This is a genomic window from Streptomyces sp. NPDC045026 (genome assembly GCF_056432625.1).
The window spans coordinates 42,937-61,016 of record NZ_JBWKIS010000032.1 but is presented as its reverse complement, the minus strand read 5'-3'; the positions used below and the strand labels follow the sequence as shown (position 1 = coordinate 61,016).

14 protein-coding genes are annotated in these 18,080 nt (G+C 69.7%); 9 read left to right on the top strand and 5 right to left on the bottom strand.

The features are described 5' to 3' along the window. The first annotated feature begins 77 nt into the window (after nt 1–77). The 3 genes from AC07EJ_RS39605 to AC07EJ_RS39595 all read left to right on the top strand — a co-directional run bounded on the left by AC07EJ_RS39605 (nt 78) and on the right by AC07EJ_RS39595 (nt 5,292). Nucleotides 78–1,121: a sugar phosphate isomerase/epimerase family protein gene (locus tag AC07EJ_RS39605; protein WP_478886056.1), complete on the top strand. Its 1,044-nt coding sequence runs from the start codon at nt 78–80 to the stop codon at nt 1,119–1,121. A 248-nt stretch (nt 1,122–1,369) separates the two neighbouring features. Continuing rightward, complete coding sequence (locus tag AC07EJ_RS39600; protein ID WP_478886055.1) at nt 1,370–2,527, top strand: Gfo/Idh/MocA family protein; 1,158 nt, start codon at nt 1,370–1,372, stop codon at nt 2,525–2,527. After that, nucleotides 2,524–5,292, top strand: a complete 2,769-nt coding sequence (locus AC07EJ_RS39595) for a glycoside hydrolase family 38 N-terminal domain-containing protein (protein ID WP_478886054.1) — start codon at nt 2,524–2,526, stop codon at nt 5,290–5,292. The genes AC07EJ_RS39600 and AC07EJ_RS39595 overlap by 4 nt, the downstream gene beginning before the upstream one ends. 167 nt (nt 5,293–5,459) lie before the next feature. Here AC07EJ_RS39595 and AC07EJ_RS39590 read toward each other — a convergent pair whose 3' ends face one another. The 3 genes from AC07EJ_RS39590 to AC07EJ_RS39580 are packed head-to-tail and all read right to left on the bottom strand — an operon-like array spanning nt 5,460 to nt 6,798. After that, nucleotides 5,460–5,681, bottom strand: a complete 222-nt coding sequence (locus tag AC07EJ_RS39590; RefSeq protein WP_478886053.1) for an NPCBM/NEW2 domain-containing protein — start codon at nt 5,679–5,681, stop codon at nt 5,460–5,462. Between the two features lie 15 nt (nt 5,682–5,696). After that, nucleotides 5,697–5,951, bottom strand: a complete 255-nt coding sequence (locus AC07EJ_RS39585; RefSeq protein ID WP_478886052.1) for an integrase core domain-containing protein — start codon at nt 5,949–5,951, stop codon at nt 5,697–5,699. Further along, nucleotides 5,920–6,798, bottom strand: coding sequence for a helix-turn-helix domain-containing protein (locus AC07EJ_RS39580; protein ID WP_478886051.1), 879 nt, complete (start codon nt 6,796–6,798; stop codon nt 5,920–5,922). Before AC07EJ_RS39580 ends, AC07EJ_RS39585 begins: the two co-directional genes overlap by 32 nt. Nucleotides 6,799–6,886: 88 nt before the next feature. Here AC07EJ_RS39580 and AC07EJ_RS39575 point away from each other — a divergent pair, with 88 nt between their 5' ends. Then, a complete protein-coding gene (locus AC07EJ_RS39575) occupies nt 6,887–7,024 on the top strand; it encodes a hypothetical protein (RefSeq protein WP_478886050.1) in 138 nt (45 codons plus the stop codon). 84 nt (nt 7,025–7,108) lie between these two features. Here the strand turns inward: AC07EJ_RS39575 and AC07EJ_RS39570 are convergent, their stop codons facing one another. After that, nucleotides 7,109–10,771, bottom strand: coding sequence for a LamG-like jellyroll fold domain-containing protein (locus tag AC07EJ_RS39570; RefSeq protein ID WP_478886049.1), 3,663 nt, complete (start codon nt 10,769–10,771; stop codon nt 7,109–7,111). A gap of 442 nt (nt 10,772–11,213) precedes the next feature. Here AC07EJ_RS39570 and AC07EJ_RS39565 point away from each other — a divergent pair, with 442 nt between their 5' ends. The 5 genes from AC07EJ_RS39565 to AC07EJ_RS39545 all read left to right on the top strand — a co-directional run bounded on the left by AC07EJ_RS39565 (nt 11,214) and on the right by AC07EJ_RS39545 (nt 17,208). Next, entirely contained in the window at nt 11,214–12,236 is a 1,023-nt protein-coding gene (locus AC07EJ_RS39565; RefSeq protein WP_478886048.1) for a LacI family DNA-binding transcriptional regulator, read from the top strand. Between the two features lie 89 nt (nt 12,237–12,325). Beyond that, nucleotides 12,326–13,567 carry a sugar ABC transporter substrate-binding protein gene (locus AC07EJ_RS39560; protein WP_478886047.1) on the top strand — a complete coding sequence of 414 codons (1,242 nt, stop codon included), beginning with the start codon at nt 12,326–12,328 and terminating at the stop codon, nt 13,565–13,567. 24 nt (nt 13,568–13,591) lie between these two features. Then, the gene (locus AC07EJ_RS39555) at nt 13,592–14,566 is read left to right on the top strand and encodes a carbohydrate ABC transporter permease (RefSeq protein WP_389534479.1); all 975 of its coding nucleotides are present in this window, start codon (nt 13,592–13,594) and stop codon (nt 14,564–14,566) included. After that, the gene (locus AC07EJ_RS39550; RefSeq protein WP_478886046.1) at nt 14,563–15,399 is read left to right on the top strand and encodes a carbohydrate ABC transporter permease; all 837 of its coding nucleotides are present in this window, start codon (nt 14,563–14,565) and stop codon (nt 15,397–15,399) included. The genes AC07EJ_RS39555 and AC07EJ_RS39550 overlap by 4 nt, the downstream gene beginning before the upstream one ends. 45 nt (nt 15,400–15,444) lie before the next feature. Beyond that, on the top strand, nt 15,445–17,208 hold the full coding sequence (locus AC07EJ_RS39545) for an amylo-alpha-1,6-glucosidase (RefSeq protein ID WP_478886045.1): 1,764 nt from the start codon (nt 15,445–15,447) through the stop codon (nt 17,206–17,208). 434 nt (nt 17,209–17,642) lie between these two features. On the opposite strand, the gene tnpA is transcribed toward AC07EJ_RS39545, so the two are convergent. After that, nucleotides 17,643–18,074 (bottom strand): IS200/IS605 family transposase, encoded by a 432-nt coding sequence (gene tnpA / locus AC07EJ_RS39540; RefSeq protein ID WP_384312653.1) that lies wholly within the window; start codon nt 18,072–18,074, stop codon nt 17,643–17,645. Nucleotides 18,075–18,080: the final 6 nt, after the last annotated feature.

Below are 18,080 nucleotides of genomic sequence, written 5' to 3'. Positions count from 1 at the left end.
CCATGGTGCCGCCCCTCCTGCCGTCGGCGCCTTTCCCCACGCACCCTCCTCCCCACGCACCGAAAGTCCTGTCCTTCATGACCACCACATCCCACCGGGCCGCCCGCTCCGGTTGCGCGATCCGCATCGCCAACGCCCCTGTCTCCTACGGCATTTACGACCCCGACGCCGCCCCGCTCGACCCCGACGCGCTGCTGGCCTCCTTCGCGGAGGCCGGGTACCAGGGAACCGACCTCGGCCCGCTCGGCTACCTCGGCACGGGGGACGAGCTCGCCGCCCGGCTCCGGCGGCATGGGCAGGCGCTGGCCGGTGGCTGGGTCGACCTGCGCTACGGCGATCCCGAGGGCTTCGCCGCCGACTTGCCGGGGCTCGACGCCGCGCTCGACGTGTTCACGCACGCGTGGCGCTCGGAGTCCGCCCCGACCGCTCCTTCCGACCTGCCCATCGACTCGGGGCCCGGAAGTCGCCCCCCGGGTGAACACAGCACCCCCCTGCCCGTCGAAGACGAGTGGTTCGCGCCCCGGCCGACCCTGGCCTGCCCGGCCAACCCCGCCCGGTTCGCCGCGCCAGGCCTGCCCGTTGACCCGGCGCTGCAGCTCACCGACGCCGACTGGCCCGCCTTCGCCGCCGATGTGCAGCGCGCCGCCGACCGGGTCCGCGCCCGCGGCCTGGAGCCCGTCTTCCACCACCACCTCGGAACCGACGTCGAGACCCCCGACGAGATCCGCCGACTGCTCGCCCTCACCGATGTGTCGCTCTGCCTTGACACCGCCCACCTGTGGCTCGCGGGCGGCGACCCCGTGGAGGCGCTGCGCGAGTGGGGTCCCCGTATTCGCCAGATGCATCTGAAGGACGCCTCCCGCGCGGCACACGCGGTCGCGCGGGCGAGCGGCGGCGACCTGTGGCGGACCGTCGGCGACGGCGGCTTCACCGCGCTCGGCCGCGGCGACCTCGACTTCGGCGCCATCGCCGACGCGCTCGACGCCATCGGGTACACCGGCTGGATCATCGTCGAGCAGGACGCCCTGCCCACCGGCCAGGACCTGGCCGCCATCGCGGACGACCAGCGCTCCAACCTCCAACTCCTGTGCTCACTCGCCCCGTTCAAGTGGGACCAGTAGCTCACGCAGACGGACACGATCGACCGGCCTGACCGGCAGACTGACCAGCTCCACCGGATGAGCCGGCTCGGCCAGCGTCTCCGGAGCGGTCGGCTCGACCGGAGCCACCAGTTCGACCGGACCGGCCGGTTCCAACGCACCAGACAGCTCCCCTCTCCACCCGCCCGACCAGCTCGACAGAACCAGCCAGCTCATCCAGCTCACCCACCTCCCCACCCCCGACCACCTCCGCACGAAGGACCCCGCCCATGAGCCCCGCCACCCCCCGCCGGCTGAAGGTCGCCGTCGCCGGCCTCGGCGCCATCGCCCGCACCGCGCACCTGCCGCTCCTCGAGCGCCGCAGCGACCTGTTCGAGATCACTGCGCTCTGCGACCTGTCGCCCACCGCGCTCGACGAGATCGGCGAGCGCTACAGCGTGCCCGCCGCGCAGCGGCACACCACCACCGAGGACCTGCTCGCGGCCGGTGGCTTCGACGCCGTACTGCTGCTCACAGCCGGGTCGCACGGCGATGCCGCAGAAGCCGCCCTGCGCGCCGGGTACGCCGTCCTGTGCGAGAAGCCGCTCGCCTTCACCCGCGCCGAGGCCTACCGCATCGCCGCCGCCGAGCAGGCGCAGGGCAACGGGCCGCGCCTGATGGTCGGATACATGAAGCAGTACGACCCGGCCGCCGTCCGGCTTGCCGAGCAGCTCGGCCAGGCGGGCGGCGCCGAGTTCGTCCGCGCCGTCGACGTGACGGTGCTGCACCCCACCAGCGAGGCCCAACTCGCCTTCGCGCACCTGCCCGCGCCCGCGGGAGACGCCGACCGCGCGACCCTCGACGGGCTGCGCGCACGCGACGCCGAACTCACCGACGAGGCGCTAGGCGCGGACGCCCCGGAGCGGCTGCGCTCGCTGTACCACATCATCCTCGGCTCGATCAGCCACGACCTCTCCCTCCTGCGCCTCGTCGACGGCGCGCCCGAAAGCGTCGACCGGGTCGCCATGTGGCCCGAGGACACCACCCCCGGCTCCGTCGAACTGACCGGCCGACTCCCACGCGGCGCGCGGTACTCCATACGCTGGCACTTCCTGCCCGAGCACGCCGCGTACCGCGAAACCGTGGCCGTGCACCACGGCACCGGCAGCCTTGAACTCGCCTTCCCCGCCCCCTATCTGATGAACGCCCCCACCGTACTGACCGCCACTGACAACGCGGCGGGGATGGAGCGGCGCGCGCAGTTCACCAGCCCGGTCGAGGCGTTCGAGCAGGAGCTCGTCGCCTTCCACGACATGATCGTGAACGGCACCGCACCCCGCACCGGCGTGGCCGGCGCCCTCGACGACCTGACCACCGCGCAGCGGGCCGCCGCCTGCTTCGCCGCCCACCACCAGCTTCCCTGCGCAGGAGAGACGAAGACCGTATGAGCACCACCGACCAGCAGCCCCAGCACGACAACAACGGCCAGCCGCAGGAGCTGATCGTCGTCCCGCACACCCACTGGGACCGCGAGTGGTACCTGCCCTTCCAGCAGTTCCGCCTCCAGCTGATCGGTCTGCTCGACGAGGTCCTGCAGCGCATGGAGGACGACCCGCGCCAGCGCTTCACCCTCGACGGCCAGGCCGTCGCCGTCGACGACTACCTCGAGGTCCGCCCCGAACAGCGTGAGCGCCTCACCGCCCTGGTGAAGGCGGGCCGGCTTGCCGTCGGCCCCTGGCAGATCCTCCTCGACGAGTTCCTCTGCTCCGGCGAGAACATCGTCCGCAACCTCGAACTCGGCCTCGCCCGCAGCCGCACGCTCGGCGACGCGATGGAGGTCGGCTACCTCCCCGACATGTTTGGCCACGCCGCCCAAGTGCCGCAAATCCTCAAGCAGTTCGGCATCGACCACGCCTGCGTGTGGCGCGGCGTGCCCGCCGCCGTCGACTCCCACGCCTTCGCCTGGCAGTCCCCGGACGGAACCGCAGTGCGCACCGAGTACCTGGCCGCGGGGGGTTACGGCTCGGCCGCGGGCCTCTTCGACGACCCCGCGCGCGTGGCCGAGCGGGCTACCGCCATCGCCGCGAAGCTGAGGCCGTGGCGCCCCGACGGTTCCCCGATGCTCGCGATGTACGGCTCGGACCACACGGCCCCGGCCGCCGACCTCGCGGATCTGCTCCAGGCCCACAACAATGAACAGGGCGAGCACGGCGTCCAGTTGCGCCTCGCCACCCTCGCCGAGTACTTCGCCACGCAGCCCGTCACCACCGAAGGCCTGCGCACCGTCATCGGCGAGCTGCGCAGCCACGTCCGCGCGAACATCCTGCCCGGCGTCTTCTCCGTGCGCGCCCCCGTCAAGCAGGCCATGGCCCGCGCCGAACGCGCCGTAGAGCGCTACGCCGAACCGCTCTCCGCCCTCTTCTACGAAGGCGACGCCGCCCGCTTCCTGGCGATGGCCTGGCACCGCCTGATCGAGGTCTCCTGCCACGACTCGGTCACCGGCTGCGGCTGCGACGAGACCGCCCAGCAGGTTGCCGCCCGCATCGCAGAGGCCGAACAACTGGGCCTGGCCGTTCGCGATATGACCGGCCGCGGCCTGGCCGCGCGCGTACCGCACACCGGCCACCTCCTGCTCAACCCGACGCCGAAGCCGCGCACCACCCTCGTTGAACTCGACGTCCCCGGCACGGGCCCGGTCCGCCTCACCGACGCCGAGGGCCGCACTTACCCCGCCCAGGAACTGTCTGCCGCGCCGACGCTGCTCGCCGACGACACCTTCCCGTACGAGAAGCTGGCGACGGTCCTCGCGCGCGTGCACGGCATCGAGCTGTACGGGCAAGAGATCACCGCGTGGACCGTCGACGCGGAGGCCCGCGAGCTGCGCTTCGCCGTCGCCCGCCGCTCCGATCTCGCCTTTGACGTCGCCGAGGTGAAGGCCGCCCTCGCCGAGGCCCCGAACGACGGTGACTGGCGCGTCGTCATCGAGGCCGAGCCGCGCCGCACGGTCACCGCCCTCGTCGAGACGCCCGCGCTCGGTCACACGGCAGTCCGCCCGGAGCCGGGCAGCGAGCCCCTGCCCGAGCGGACCGTCACCGCCCCCGGCAACACCCTCGCCAACGGCCTGCTCACCGTCGCCATCGCCGACGACGGCACCCTCGCGCTCACCGGCGAGCACGGCACGACGCTGTCCGGCGCCGCCCGGATCGTGGACGGCGGCGACCTCGGCGACACGTACAACTACGCGCCGCCCGCCCACGACCGCATCATCGACACCCCCCAGGCCACCACGGTGCGCCGCGTCGCGGACGGCCCGCTGCTGTCCGCGTACGAGATCGAGCGCACCTACGAGTGGCCGGTGGCCGGCGACTTCGCGCGCGACGCGCGCGTGGAGGCCACCGAGCCGACGACCGTCACCACGCGCGTGGAGCTGCGCGCCGGGGAGCCGTTCGTGCGGCTGCGCGTCGCCTTCGATAACCGCAGTGACGACCACCGCGTCCGCCTGCACGTGCCGCTTCCGCGCCAGGCCTCCGTCTCCTACGGCGAGGGCCAGTTCGCGGTCGTCGAGCGTGGCCTGACCGCGGAGGCGGGTTTCGGCGAGGAGGCGCTGCCCACGTTCCCGGCGTCGGCGTTCGTCGCGGCGGGCGGCGTCGCGGCGCTACTCGAGCACGCCACCGAGTACGAACTGGTCGACAAGGGCCGGGAGTTGGCCCTGACGCTGCTGCGGCCCACCGGGCAGATCTCCCGCAACCGGCACGCCCACCGCGACGAGCCGGCCGGACCGCAGATCCCGACACCCGAGGCCCAGTGCCGCGGCCTGCGCACGGTCGACCTGGCCCTCCACCCGTACGAGGGGGAGTGGCACCAGGCCGGGATCCTGGAGGCCGCCGAGGAGTTCCGCCACCCCCTGGCGACCCTGACCGGCACCGCCGACTCGGACACTCCGCTGCCCGGCGGCGTCGAGGGTTTGCGCGTGGAAGGCGATGGCGTCGTCCTCGGCTCGGTGCGGGAGCGCGACGGCCACCTGGAGGTCCGTGTCGTGGCGCAGACCCCGGAGCCGACGACGGTCCGGATCCGGCGTGCGGGCCTGACGGCCGCCCGCCGGGTCGACCTGACCGGTGCGGTCCTCCGTCAACTCGCCCTGGACGACAGCGCGTTCGAGGTCAGGCTGCGGGGCTGGGAGATCGCCACGTTCCAGATGGCGGGCGAGCGGTAGGTGGAAACCGGAGGCGGGGCCCTGTCGCTCACGGCCCCGCGTCCCGTTCCACCTCCAGGCACCCGGCGTCGTCCCCGAGTTCCCGATCCGCCGTCCGTGATCGGGACGCCGTGTGCTTCATGAGGCGGCGGGCTGCCTTGAAGAGACGCCCCGCCGCGCCCTGTCGGTCACGGGCACGCGAGCCGCGCGTTCGCCCAGTCGACCGCGTCGTGATCCAGTGCGTCGCCAGCGTTGTCGGTGACGAAGCTAAGCGTGGAGACGCCCGTGACATCGACGCTGACCTGCTCGACCGTCGCGCTGGTCATCAGGCCGCTGCCGTAGACCTTCTTGCCGTCGGCGTAGACGAAGAAGTGCGCCGTGCCGCCGTCGGTGGTTGTGCGTGCCGACAATTACGCCCTTGCAGGTCAGGAAGCATTTTGGTACTCGTGGAGCACGCCGCCGAGACGGTCGCGTCGGCGTATGCCAAGACGCTCGATCTGTACTGGTTTGAGCGGTTCGGGGACGGCGTGGAGGGGTGCGGCAGCCTGCAGTGTGCAGTGGGTGCGGTGATGGTTGTAGTGCTGCTCGTACTCGCGGAGCGCTCGCCGGAGGTGGGCTTCGTTCCAGAGCAGGGCGCGATCGAGGAGTTCACGGCGCAGGCTGCGAACCCAGCGTTCCATGATTGAGTTCATGCGCGGTGTGCGGACGGCGGTGAGCACGGTACGGATCTCGGCCTGACCGAGGATCTCGTCGATGACAGCGGGGTATTTCGCGTTCGCGGTCGCGGATCGTGAACTTGATGGCGGCGAGTTGTCCGGCATCTTCGAGGTCCATGACCAGGTTCTTGATTGCCTGGGTGACCCAGGCATGGGTGGGATGCGTGGTGGTGCCGAGCACACGGACACCTCGGCGGGCGTGGTGGATGGCGGCGAGGATGTACGGGCGCTGCCCGCTGAGGGTGACGGTCTCGATGAAGTCCAACGCGAGGATGGCCTCGGCCTGGGAGTGCAGGAAGGTGGCCCAGGTGACGTTCGAGCGCTGGGTCGCAGGATCGACGCCTTCGGCCTTGAGGATTTCCCAGACGGTGGAGGTTGCCAGCTTGATGCCGAGGAGCGCGAGTTCGCCGTGGATGCGCCGGTAGTCCCAGGTGGGGTTTTCGTCGGCGAGGCGGAGTATGAGGCGGCGGACGGAAGTGACTGTGCGGGGGCGGCCGGGGCGCCGGTTGCGGCTGAGACGGACGTGACGGTTATTCATGAAGTCGCGGTGCCAGCGCAGGACAGTGTCCGGGGAGGCGATGAGCCGCAGGCGGCGCAGGGCGGCTCGTGGCAGCGGGGCGAGGGGAGCGGCTAGGAAGGCGCGGTCGGCCGCTTGAAGACCGGGGCGCTGGTTGCCGAGCCGACGTTGCAGGACGGCGAGCTGGTGACGCAACGCGAGGATCTCGACGTCCTTGTCGTGGTCGCTCATAGGGATCAGCCGCAGGGCGGTGAAGGCGTGAGTGACAGCGATGCAGGCCAGGCGTACGAGCATGAGCAGTGATCATTGCCGACCGCCGTCGTCGGCGCGATAGCGGGGCTGAACTGCACCGACGTAATATTCGGCACCCACACCGCTACGAGTGCGCCGCGATGGGGACCGGATCCGCGTCACCACGGACAGCCCGCACGCCTGGCATCTGCGCGTCGGCGGTCCGGACGGCATCCTGCACACAGTGGAACCGGGACCCGGGGTGACCGAGATCCCCTGCGGAGATTGACGCAAGGGGGGCCGGAGCCGGGCTGTCGCTGGGGAGCATCGTTCAGCGACAGCCCGGACTCGTTCGCGCCGATCGGCGCTCACCTCATCGCGGCTCCCGCGCGTACGGCGCCACGGCGATCCGGTCGATCAACGGTGCGTACCGGGACCGCAGCAGGATGCCGGGGAAGGTGTCCGAGGCGTAGCTGGCGCCGTCGAAGTTCGGCAGTTCCTCGGAGCGGAAGGTGATCGTGTTCTGTCCCTTCGTGAGGTGGACCGGGACGGTCAGCTCCCAGAAGTTGTTCTCGTGGAAGGTGTGCGGGAAGCCGACGCGCTGCGCTGCGCCGCCGTTGACGCTGATGTCGGCGTGCCGGGCGAGCGGGTCGGGGTTGTAGTGGGTGGCCGGGGACTGTTCGGGGTTGGAGTAGCGGATGCGCAGGGCGTAGCCGCCGGCGCGGTAGGCGTCGACGGTGAAGGTCGCGGTGTTGCCGTTGCCGGCGTCGCCGCCGACGCCGGTGATCGCCGTGCCGTCGGTGGCCAGGGACAGCGGGGTGAGCGCGGCCGAGCCGGAGAGCGCCGCGTCCTGAGCCTCGTACGTACGCGTCTTCAGAGTGCCCTCGGTGGGTGTGACGGTGAGGCGGTCGACGAGGGTCCGCGACGAACTCCCGGTGAGCGTCACCTTGTTTAGGCCGCCCGAGAGGGAGACCGCCACCTTGTGACCGCTCTTGGTCACGTGCAGGACGTCGTGTCCGTTGACGGCGAGCCGCGCGTTCGCGGCGCCGAGTGTGTCGACCGTCAGCGTGGCCTCGCGGTCGGCGGGGGAGTAGACCCAGAACGTCGCCGTCTGGTTCTTCGCCACGCGGGCCGCTCCCGAACCCGTCTCGGCGCGTCCGGGGACGTCGTACACAGGCTGCGCCCCGCCGCCCAGCCACGCCAGTTCGCCCTCGTACGCCTGCGTCGTGGCCGACGGCGCGGGCAGGGAGAGCGTGAGGCGGTCGACGATGGCGTCGCCCTTCGTGGTGCGTGTGCCGTCGAGGCTCTTCGCCGCGAGCGTCAGGACGTGCTTGCCCTTGGTGAGTTTGACCTTGGTGTCCGCGTGGTCCCAGACCACCCACTTGTAGCCGAGCGGCAGATGGAGTTCCTGCTCGCTGCCGGCCTTGCCGTCCACCCGTAGGAAGACGTTCGTGGGGCCTTGTTCCTTCACCTTGTCGTACGTGTTGAGGGAGTTGGCGAAGACGCTCAGGTCGTACGTGCCGTCCTCAGGCGCGTCGACGGTGAAGTCGAGCGTGACGTCGGAGCCGGTGCGCAGTCCGCCGACGTCGTAGCCGCCGGAGGTGTAGAACTTCGACACGTTACTCGGCGAGCCCTCGGGGCCGCTCTTCGAGTAGCCGGTCCCCGTGTGGGCGGCGTCCTCCGCCTCGTACGAACCCTGCCAGCGCACCGGCGAGGACTGCGTGCCCTGTGCCTTTCCGGCCGGGGTGAGGACGATCTCGTACGCCGACGACTCGTCCAGCTTCGGTAGGCCGCTCTCGCCGAAGTCGACGACGACCTTGCCGTCGTCACTCACCTTCACGTCGGTCTCCTTGAGCAGCCTCGGGCCGGAGGAGTCGCCGATCTGACCACTCCACCCGATCTCCCGCACCCAGGCGTGCACGTGGTCCCCGAAGACCTTCCGCGGGATGTTGTCGAAGGTGATGTGGCCCTCGCCGGCCGAGCCGCCGAAGATCAGGCGCGCCTGCCGCTTGTCCTTGTCGAGCGTGGCGACGCCCTGCATCGTGTAGTTCTCGCCGGGGGAAGGCGGAGTCACCTGCACGGTGTGCCCGGTCATCGAGGCGTATGAATGCAGCAGCCACCACTGGCCGTTGCCGCGGTTCGACTGCACCGCGGAGTCGGAGAGATTGCCGTCGATGTTCCAGTACGCGATGTCGGCGTCGACCTTCGACTCCTCGATCGCGGACACCCACTGGACCATCTGGCCGGGAACCGAGGTGTGGTAGTTGAAGGCGTACTCGTTGATGTTGACGGGGAGTTGGGTGCCCTCGTGCTTCGTCCCCTTGAAGAGTTCCTTCTCCCACGTCCGGTACTTCGCGACACTCTCGCGCACGGCCTCGGGGTGACTCAGCTCGTGCCAGGTGATCACATCGGGGAGCGTGTCCGCGGTAAGGGTGTGGGAGAGGAAGCCCTTCACCTGGTCGTACAGGACACTGGTGTTGGGGCCCGCGATGCGGGCGCCGGGCATCTTGTCCCTGATGAGCCGGTGGACGTCGTCCCATGCGGCGAAGTAGTCATCCGGGTCGCTGAGCCAACTGACCTTGTTGTAGCTCCAGTTGCCGGTGCCGAACATGTTGCCCTCGGGCTCGTTGAACGGCACGAAGACGATGTTGTCCTGGTACTGCTTCGGCAGCTGCAGGACCTGGTCCACCTGCTTGGCGATCTTCTCCTCGTAGAGCTTGAGCTTCTGCTCCGGGGTGTCGCCCGGCCACTCGTACGGGAAGCCGCGGTGGATGTCGGTCATGTAGATGTACACGTCGCCGTCGGTGGAGTCGGCCAGCGGCTTCACTACGTTCAGTGCGTCGGCTCCGGGGTGCTGCGGGCCGTCCTGCGCCTTTGTGGAGACCGTGCGCAGGCCCATGCCCTCCAGGAGGTTGTTCGTGGGGACGTCCGGGCCGTACACGCCGTAGAGAGTGCCGGACGCGCCCCCGTGGAAGGCGCCGGTGTCCAAACCGAGGTCGACGGTCAACTGCCCTTCGCGGACGACGGTGACGGTCGACTCGACCGCGCGTCCGGCCGCCGTTCCGGTGACGCTGAAGGTGCCCGGCCGGGCGTACTTCTCGGACGCTACGGCGTCCCAGGCGATCGGGGTGTCGCGGTCGTAGCCGTCGGAGAAGGACGAGCGGACGGCCTTCGGCAGGGCCGGGGCGGTGCCCGTCGTCGTGCGGACGTCGAAGGATGTCTTCGAGAGCTCCTGGAGGGTGGGCCGCTCCCCGGTGAGTGTGCCGGCCACCTGGTCGGCGGTCAGCGCCGCGTGCCACACCGTGAAGTCGTCGATCGCGCCCTTGAACAGCGGGTCCGGATAGAAGGACTTGCCGATGTAGCCGGCCGCCGTCGCCGAACTCTCCAGCAGTTCCCCGGCCTTGACGCTCGTCGCGGCGGACGACACCGCGACGCCGTCCAGGTACGTCGTGACGCGCTGGGCGGAGCTGTCCAGGGTGACGGTGACGGTGCGCCACTGGTCCGAGGGAAACGTCGCGTAGCCGCTCACCTGGGCTTCCGTGTCGCCTCCGCCGGTGGTGACAGCGGTACGCAGCAGTCCGCTGTTGTTGGACGGGGTGGTGAAGAGGTACTTCGAGGTGTTGCTGCCGAGATCGAAGATGCGCTGCCAGGAAGCGTGGTCACCGCCCCACTTCACCCGGGCGGAGACCGTCAAGTCGGCTGTGTCCGCGAGTACTTCGCGGGGGAGCCGGACGTACGCACCGTCGGAGTCGGACGCCCCTCCGGGCAGGGTCAGCGCCCTGCCGCCGTCGGCGCCCGCGACGGAACTGGCGGTGGAGGCGTTCACCAGGTTCGCCGTGAGCCCGTTGCCCGAGCTGTCGGCGATCTTCCCCGACGCCAGGTCGTCCTGGTCGAAGGTGTAGCGCGCGGTGGGCCGGGGTGGGTCTGCTGCTTGTGCGGGTGCGGCGGCCGGTGCGGTCAGCAGGCCCGCGCCGAGAGCAACGGCCACGGCGGCAGGGGCCCGGCGGCGCCGGGCGGGTCTGTCAGCGGATGGCATGGATCGCGTCCTCAATCCCTGGAGTGAGCAGAAGCGAGTAGCGGCGAGTCGAGCGCTCGCTCGAACCGGTTCATTTCCTGTGCGTCAAGGAGCCGGGGCTTTGGTGCGGGCACCCGTAATGGCCGGTCTGTGCTTCGGGCGATGGGGTAGCCGACTCGCGGCTCCCGTGGGTGGCTCCCCGCGTCGAACCGGTTCGACGAAGCTAGCAGGGGGGCAGGCGGCCAGCAATCCCCCGGGCGCGGAGAAGTCCGGATGCTCCGGCGCCAACCGACCATGTCTGTGCGAAGTGTTGACAGGCATGCGGCGCCTTCCTACCTTCACTTCACGCGAACCGGTTCGATGGCCGGGTGCGACGTGCATTGCCCCCATTTCCCGAAGACCGGCAGCCGTTCACCTCTGCGAGGTGGTCGAACCGGTTCGATCGTCCGAGCAAGGAGCTGCCGTGAACATCGGTGAGATCGCCCGGCGGGCCGGTGTCTCGCGGAGCACCGTGTCGTACGCCCTGTCCGGCAAGCGTCCCGTCTCGAATGACACCCGCCGCAAGATCCAGCAGGTCATCGACGAGTTGGGCTACCGGCCCAACGCCAGTGCGCGTGCCCTGGCCAACGGCAGGACCAGCACGATCGGCCTGGTCTTTCCGCCGGCCGGGGACCACTACACGGGGATGCAGCTGGACTTCATCGGCAGTGTGGTGGAGGCGGCAGCGGCCTACGACTACGACGTGCTGCTGTCGCCCAGCGGTGTGGACAGCGACCGCTCCTTCCAGCGGCTCCTCGGCGAGCGGCGGGTCGACGGTGCGATCCTGATGGAGATCAGGCTGGAGGACGACCGGGCGGACCACCTCGCCGCCCTGGACTTCCCCTTCGTGGCCATCGGCCGCACCGCCCACCCGGAGGACGGCTGGTGGGTCGGCCTCGACCACACCGCGCTCGCGGCGGCGTGCGTCCACCACCTCGCCGACCTCGGCCACCAGCGGGTCGCCTTCGTCAACCGTCCCGAACAACTCTGGCGCGCGGGCTACGAGTCGGCGCACCGGGGCCTCGACGGGTTCACCAAGGCGGCGGCCGAGCGCGGGCTCACCGTGCGCACGTACTGCTGCGGGGACGACGCTGCATCCGGCCAGGCCTGCGTGGAGCGGATCCTGCACGAAGACCCGGCGACGACGGCCCTGGTCACGCTGAACGAGGCCGCACTGGGCGGCCTGTACCGGGGGCTCGCCCACGCGGGCCGCCATGTGCCGCGCGACGTCTCCGTCACGGGGGTTGTGGCCGCCCGCTGGGCGGAGACGGTGACGCCTCAGCTCACCGCGGCCGACGTACCGGCGGCAGAGCTGGGCCGTCGCGCCGTCGACCTGCTCGTCGAGCGCCTCGACCACCCGGAAGCGCCTGCCCGGCACCACCTGCTCACCCCGCCGATCTCGCTGCGGGCCAGTACCGGGCCCGCCGCCCCGGCTTCGCGTTCCTGACGCGCGGAAGCCAAGCCCCTCTCGCCTGCCGTCTCTCTCCAGTCGCCCCTTCCACCGCACCTCTGTGCCCAGATGACGAAGGACCCGCCATGCACAGCTCCTCCCGACGGCGCCTGGCCGCCGCGGCTCTGTCGACCGCTGTCTGTCTCGTCGGCGCCGCCTGCTCCTCCGGCTCGGGCAGCACCGGTTCTCAGGGCGCGGACAGCGACACGTACACGATCTGGGATCCGTACCCGCAGTTCGCCAAGGGATCGGCGTGGACCAAGCTCCTCGGCAAGTGCGGTACCCAGGCCGGCGTGAAGGTGAAACGGACCGGGTTCGACACCAGTGACCTGGCGAACAAGTCGCTGCTCGCCGCGCAGCAGGGCAACTCGCCGGACGTCCTGATCGTGGACAACCCGGTGGTGTCGACCCTGGCCGAGGGCGGCGTGCTCACCACGACCGACGACAACAAGCTGGACACCTCGAAGGTCGACCCCAACCTGCTCGCCGCGGGCCAGTCGGGCGGCAAGACGTACGGCACCCCGATCGGCGCGAACACTCTCGCGCTTTACTACAACACGAAGGTGCTGAAGGACGCTGGGGTGGACATCTCCTCGGTCAAGGACTGGAGGTCGCTGACGGCCGCCCTGGCGAAGGTCAAGAAGGCGGGCAAGAAGGGCATCACCTTCTCGGCGATCGGCACGGAGGAAGGCAGCTTCCAGTTCCTGCCGTGGTTCTGGGGCGCGGGCGCCGAGCTGACCCAACTCGACTCCGCGCAGGGCGAGTCCGCTCTGTCGCTCTGGAAGGACTGGCTCAAGAACGGCTACGCGCCCAACTCGGTGCTCAACAACACCCAGACGACCAGCTGGCAGGAGTTCGCCACCGGCGACTACGCGTTCAGCGAGAACGGGACCTGGCAGCTCGCGAACGCGAAGAAGGCCGGCTTCGACTACGGCGTGCTGCCCATCCCCGCCATCATTCAGGGCACCGCCGCGGCCCCGACCGGCGGCGAGTTCGTCACCGTCCCCGTCCAGCAGGACACCGGCCGCTACGCCACCACCAGGAAGCTGGCGACCTGCCTGACCAGCACCCAGAACCTGTACGACACCGACACCACCCTCTCCTACATCGCCCCCACCGCCGAGGTCCAGGACAAGCAGGTGGCGGTGAATGCCGAGATGAAGCCGTGGGTCGACGCGGTCAAGTCGGCGAAGGGGCGCACGAGCGACGACCTCGGCACCAAGTACCCCAAGATCTCAGAGCAGTTGTGGAAGGCCGTCCAGTCCGCGCTGAGCGGACAAACCTCGTCCAAGGACGCGCTGGCCGCGGCCCAGTCCGCCGTCAAATAGCGGCCAGGCCCCGACGGATCGCAGATGAACCACATGACACAGCAGCTGCCGGACCAGCATCGGCCCGTCGCCGGGGCGGTGACCGCCGCCCCGGCCCGGATCAGGAAACCGCGCCGCCCCACCTCCACCCAGTGGGCCGCCTGGGGCTTCCTCGCCCCGGTGACCCTCTACCTCGCCCTCTTCTACGCCTATCCGCTCTACCGCAACATCGACCTCAGCCTGCGCAACTACACGGTCCGCTCCTTCGTGCAGGGCGACGCGCCCTTCACCGGCCTGAAGAACTACGAGACCGTCTTCGACGACCCGACCTTCGCCCCGGCCCTGCTGCACACCGTGGTGTTCACCGCGGTCTGTCTCGCCTTCCAGTACGCGATCGGCCTGGCCCTCGCGGTGTTCTTCCACCAGAACTTCCGGCTCTCGGCGACCCTGCGCGCCCTGTTCCTCGTCCCGTGGTTGCTGCCGCTGATCGTGTCGGCCTCCACCTGGTCGTGGATGCTCAACAGCGACTCCGGCATCGTCAACGCCGCCCTGCACGCAATCGGCATCGGACCCGTCAACTGGCTCACGTCACCGTCCTGGTCGCTGACCTCCGTGGTCCTCGCCAACATCTGGATCGGCGTCCCCTTCAACCTGGTCGTCCTCTACAGTGGCCTGCAGTCCATCCCGGCCGGCCTGTACGAGGCCGCGGCGCTCGACGGGGCGGGCGCCTGGCGCCGGTTCTGGAGCATCACCTTCCCGCTGCTCCGCCCCGTCTCGGCGATCACTCTGCTCCTGGGCCTCGTCTACACGCTCAAGGTCTTCGACATCATCTGGATCATGACCAAGGGCGGCCCGGCGGAGTCGTCCACCACCTTCGCCACCTGGTCCTACCAGCTCGGGTTCGGCAACCTCCTGCCCGCGTTCGGCCCGGGCGCGGCCGTCGGCAACCTCCTGGTGGTCGCCGCGCTCGTCTTCGGCCTGGTCTACGTACGAGCCCAGCGAAAGCAGGCGCTGTCATGACCCTCCTACATCAACGCCCCAGCCGCCGTACGTGGTTCAAGTCAGCCGTAGGTGTCCTGCTGACCGCGGTCATGCTCTTCCCGGTCTACTGGATGGTCAACGTCTCCTTCACCCGCGACCAGGACATGCGCAAGAGCCCACCGGACCTGCTGCCGCTGCACGGCACGCTGGCCGGCTACCGCACGGTCCTCGACGAGCAGCTGCCCTATCTGGGCACCAGCCTCGTCATCGGCCTCGGCACCGTCGCCGTGACCGTAGTCCTCGCCGCACCGGCGGGGTTCGCCCTGGCCAAGCTGCGACCGCGCGGCGGTGGCATCCTCAGCTTCGTACTGCTCGCCGCGCAGATGATCCCCGGCATCATCATGGCAATGGGCTTCTACGCCATCTACCTTCAACTCGGCCTGCTCAAAACACTTCCCGGCCTGATCGTCGCCGACTCGACCCTCGCCGTCCCCTTCGCGGTCCTCATCTTCACAGCGTTCATGTCCGGCATCCCCGGTGAACTGCTCCAGGCCGCGAAGACCGACGGGGCCGGGCCGCTGCGAACCTTCTGGTCGATCGTCCTGCCGATGAGCCGCAACGCCGTCGTCACCGTCTCGCTCTTCGCCTTCCTGTGGTCCTGGTCGGACTTCGTCTTCGCCAGCACCCTCGTCAACGGCGGCGCCCACGAGCCGATCACCCTCGGCATCTACCACTACATCGGCAACAACAACCAGGAGTGGAACGCCATCATGGCCACCGCCGTCGTGGCCTCCCTGCCGGCCGCGGTCATCCTCGTCCTCGCCCAGCGCTATGTCGCCGCCGGCGTGACCGCGGGCGCCGTCAAGGACTGACCGCCGCACCTACCGCCGCCTTTCTCGAGAAACGAGTCCCTCCGCATGACCGCCGCCCGACCCGGCCCGGCCTTCTCCGTCCACGACATCCCGTTCAGCACCCACGGATCCTGGTTCGACATCTCGCCCGTCGTCGCCGAGAAGACGTACGCCGAGGACCTCCATCTCGTCTCGCATCAGAACGGCATGCACGGAGTTCTGCGCCTGACCCCGCTGCACCGCGGCACCGGCGACCGCGCCGAGACCCGCGTCGAGGCGACACCCGGCCTGCTCAGCTGGATCGGCGTGCACGGACGTATCGACCTCGCCTACGAGTCGCCGGACCTCGTACGCCTGCGGGGCAGCGGCAGCCTGGACCTCGGCGTCTTCGCGGCCGCGCAGACCCTGACGCCGTTCAGCGGCACCTACTTCTTCCGCGACCCGGCGGCCGACGCGCATGTGTTCACGTCGTACGAGACCGGACGCCGCTACCGCGTCACCGTGCTTCGCGGCACCGTCGCCCAGACAGCGGGAGCCCAGGCGCTGGGCGGCGGAGACCGCGGCGTCGTCATGACCGGCGATGCCGACGCCGACGGCACATGGGAGATCGCGCTGGAGGAGTTCGAGACCGCCCGACCGCGCTATGCGTCCGCGGCGGCCTTCGACGACATCGTGGCGTCCGCACAGGAATCGTTCGCGGCCTTCGTGGAAGCCGTGGCGCCCTGGCGTGCCGCCACCACCCCAGCCGCCGAACTCGCGGCGTACGTCCTCTGGTCGGCGACGGTACGCCCGGGAGGCCTCGTCACCCGACCCGCCGTCCTCATGTCCAAGCACTGGATGGACAAGGTATGGAGTTGGGACCACTGCTTCAACGCCCTGGCCCTGGCCGCCGGTTGCCCCGAACTCGCCCGAGACCAGTTCGCGCTGCCCTTCGACCACCAGGACTCAGCCGGCGCGCTACCGGACTCCGTCACCCACTCCGAGGTACTCCACAACTTCGTCAAACCGCCCATCCACGGCTGGACCCACGGACACCTGCGCCGCCGCCTGCCGACATCCGCGAGCCGAAACGAACTCACCGAAACCTACGACCGGTTGGAGCGGTGGACGGACTTCTGGCTGACCGCGCGTCGCGCAGAGGGCAGTGAACTGCCCCACTACCAGCACGGCAACGACAGCGGCTGGGACAACGCCACCACCTTCGACCCCGAGCGCGTCGTCGTCACCGCTGACCTGTCCGCGTTCCTCATCCTCCAGATGAGGGAACTCGCCTCGCTTGCCGGCAAGTTGGACCGGTCGGACGAGAGAGACAGGTGGACGCGAGCGGCGAGCGCCCTCCAGTCCGCGCTGCTCGACCAGCTCTGGGCGGGGGACAGGTTCCTCGCGCGGGGAGCCGCATCCGGGGACACCTGGAGCAGCGACAGCCTCCTCGACCTGATGCCCGTCGTGCTCGGCGAACACCTTCCCGAAGGAGTCAGCAGCGCCCTCGCGGACCGGATCAAGGCCCACCTCACACCGCACGGCCTGGCCACCGAACTCACCACCTCGCCGCACTACCTCGCCGACGGCTATTGGCGCGGCCCCATCTGGGCCCCCGCCACCGTCCTCATCGAGGACGGCCTGCGCAGAGCAGGCCATGACCGCCTCGCGGACGACATCAGCGCCCGCTTCCGCGCCCTGTGCGAAACCCATGGCTTCGCCGAGAACTTCGACGCCCTGACCGGGACGGGCCTGCGCGACCGCGCCTACACGTGGACCGCCAGCAGCTACCTGCTCTTCGCTGAAGCGCACGTCCGCCGACGCGATGACACGAGCCGGATCGGCGTTTGACGGCACGCCGTCGCAGCTGCGAGATCATGTTCTGCACGCACTCGGGCTGGCCCCTGCCTCTGAGGAGGAAGCCCGCGCCCGGCTGCTGGTCACTGCTGCCCCAACGGCTCCAAACTACGTGCCTCATGTTCCGGACGATGGCTCAAACCGAAGCCAACACGCGTTGGCTGAGGCCGAAGGGCCGGCGAGGGTGCCAAAACGGTCGGACGAACGGATCGCAGTCCTGGAGGACGAACTAGCCAGAGGGGCTGCTCAGCACGGTTGGGACGATCGGCGGTGGACGCTGGAACGGGTCAGGATCGTGATCAACCGGCAGTTCCAGATCGCCTGGTCTACCTTTGATCTTGGCCAGTGCTCCGCCGTTTACGGCGGGGGTGAAGGCCATCTCAGGGCTGCTCTGACCCGCACGTTCGCACGGGTCCGCAGTGTTGTCCTCAGCCGGTGGGGCGCTGCTGGTTTTCGATGTACTGCTTGACGACGGTCAGCGGTGCGCCGCCGCAGGATCCGGCGAAGTAGGAGCCGGACCAGAAGTGTCCGCCCCACAGGTAGCGGCGGACGTGGCTGTCGTATTCCTGGCGAAGCCTGCGGGAGCTGACGCCCTTGAGGGAGTTGACCAGTTTGGAGAGCTGGACCTTGGGCGGATAGTGCACGAGCAGATGCACATGGTCCTGCTCGCCGTTGAACTGCTTGAGTTCGGCCTCGAAGTCGGTGCAGACGTCGCGCATGATCTCCTCGGTGCGCGTCAGCATGGCGTCGGTGAATGCCCTACGCCGATACTTGGTGACGAATACCAAGTGGACGTGAAGGTTATAGACGACGTGACGGCCGGTGCGTACGTCAGGATTCGGGTTCCATCGTGGTGACATAAGCCA

Bases quoted from the DNA above. Each gene is read 5' to 3' on its own strand.
- AC07EJ_RS39605 (WP_478886056.1), top strand. From the start codon at position 78: ATGACCACCACATCCCACCGGGCCGCCCGCTCCGGTTGCGCGATCCGC.
- AC07EJ_RS39600 (WP_478886055.1), top strand. From the start codon at position 1,370: ATGAGCCCCGCCACCCCCCGCCGGCTGAAGGTCGCCGTCGCCGGCCTC.
- AC07EJ_RS39595 (WP_478886054.1), top strand. From the start codon at position 2,524: ATGAGCACCACCGACCAGCAGCCCCAGCACGACAACAACGGCCAGCCG.
- AC07EJ_RS39585 (WP_478886052.1), bottom strand. From the start codon at position 5,951: ATGGAACGCTGGGTTCGCAGCCTGCGCCGTGAACTCCTCGATCGCGCC.
- AC07EJ_RS39580 (WP_478886051.1), bottom strand. From the start codon at position 6,798: ATGCTCGTACGCCTGGCCTGCATCGCTGTCACTCACGCCTTCACCGCC.
- AC07EJ_RS39570 (WP_478886049.1), bottom strand. From the start codon at position 10,771: ATGCCATCCGCTGACAGACCCGCCCGGCGCCGCCGGGCCCCTGCCGCC.
- AC07EJ_RS39560 (WP_478886047.1), top strand. From the start codon at position 12,326: ATGCACAGCTCCTCCCGACGGCGCCTGGCCGCCGCGGCTCTGTCGACC.
- AC07EJ_RS39555 (WP_389534479.1), top strand. From the start codon at position 13,592: ATGAACCACATGACACAGCAGCTGCCGGACCAGCATCGGCCCGTCGCC.
- AC07EJ_RS39550 (WP_478886046.1), top strand. From the start codon at position 14,563: ATGACCCTCCTACATCAACGCCCCAGCCGCCGTACGTGGTTCAAGTCA.
- AC07EJ_RS39545 (WP_478886045.1), top strand. From the start codon at position 15,445: ATGACCGCCGCCCGACCCGGCCCGGCCTTCTCCGTCCACGACATCCCG.
- tnpA (WP_384312653.1), bottom strand. From the start codon at position 18,074: ATGTCACCACGATGGAACCCGAATCCTGACGTACGCACCGGCCGTCAC.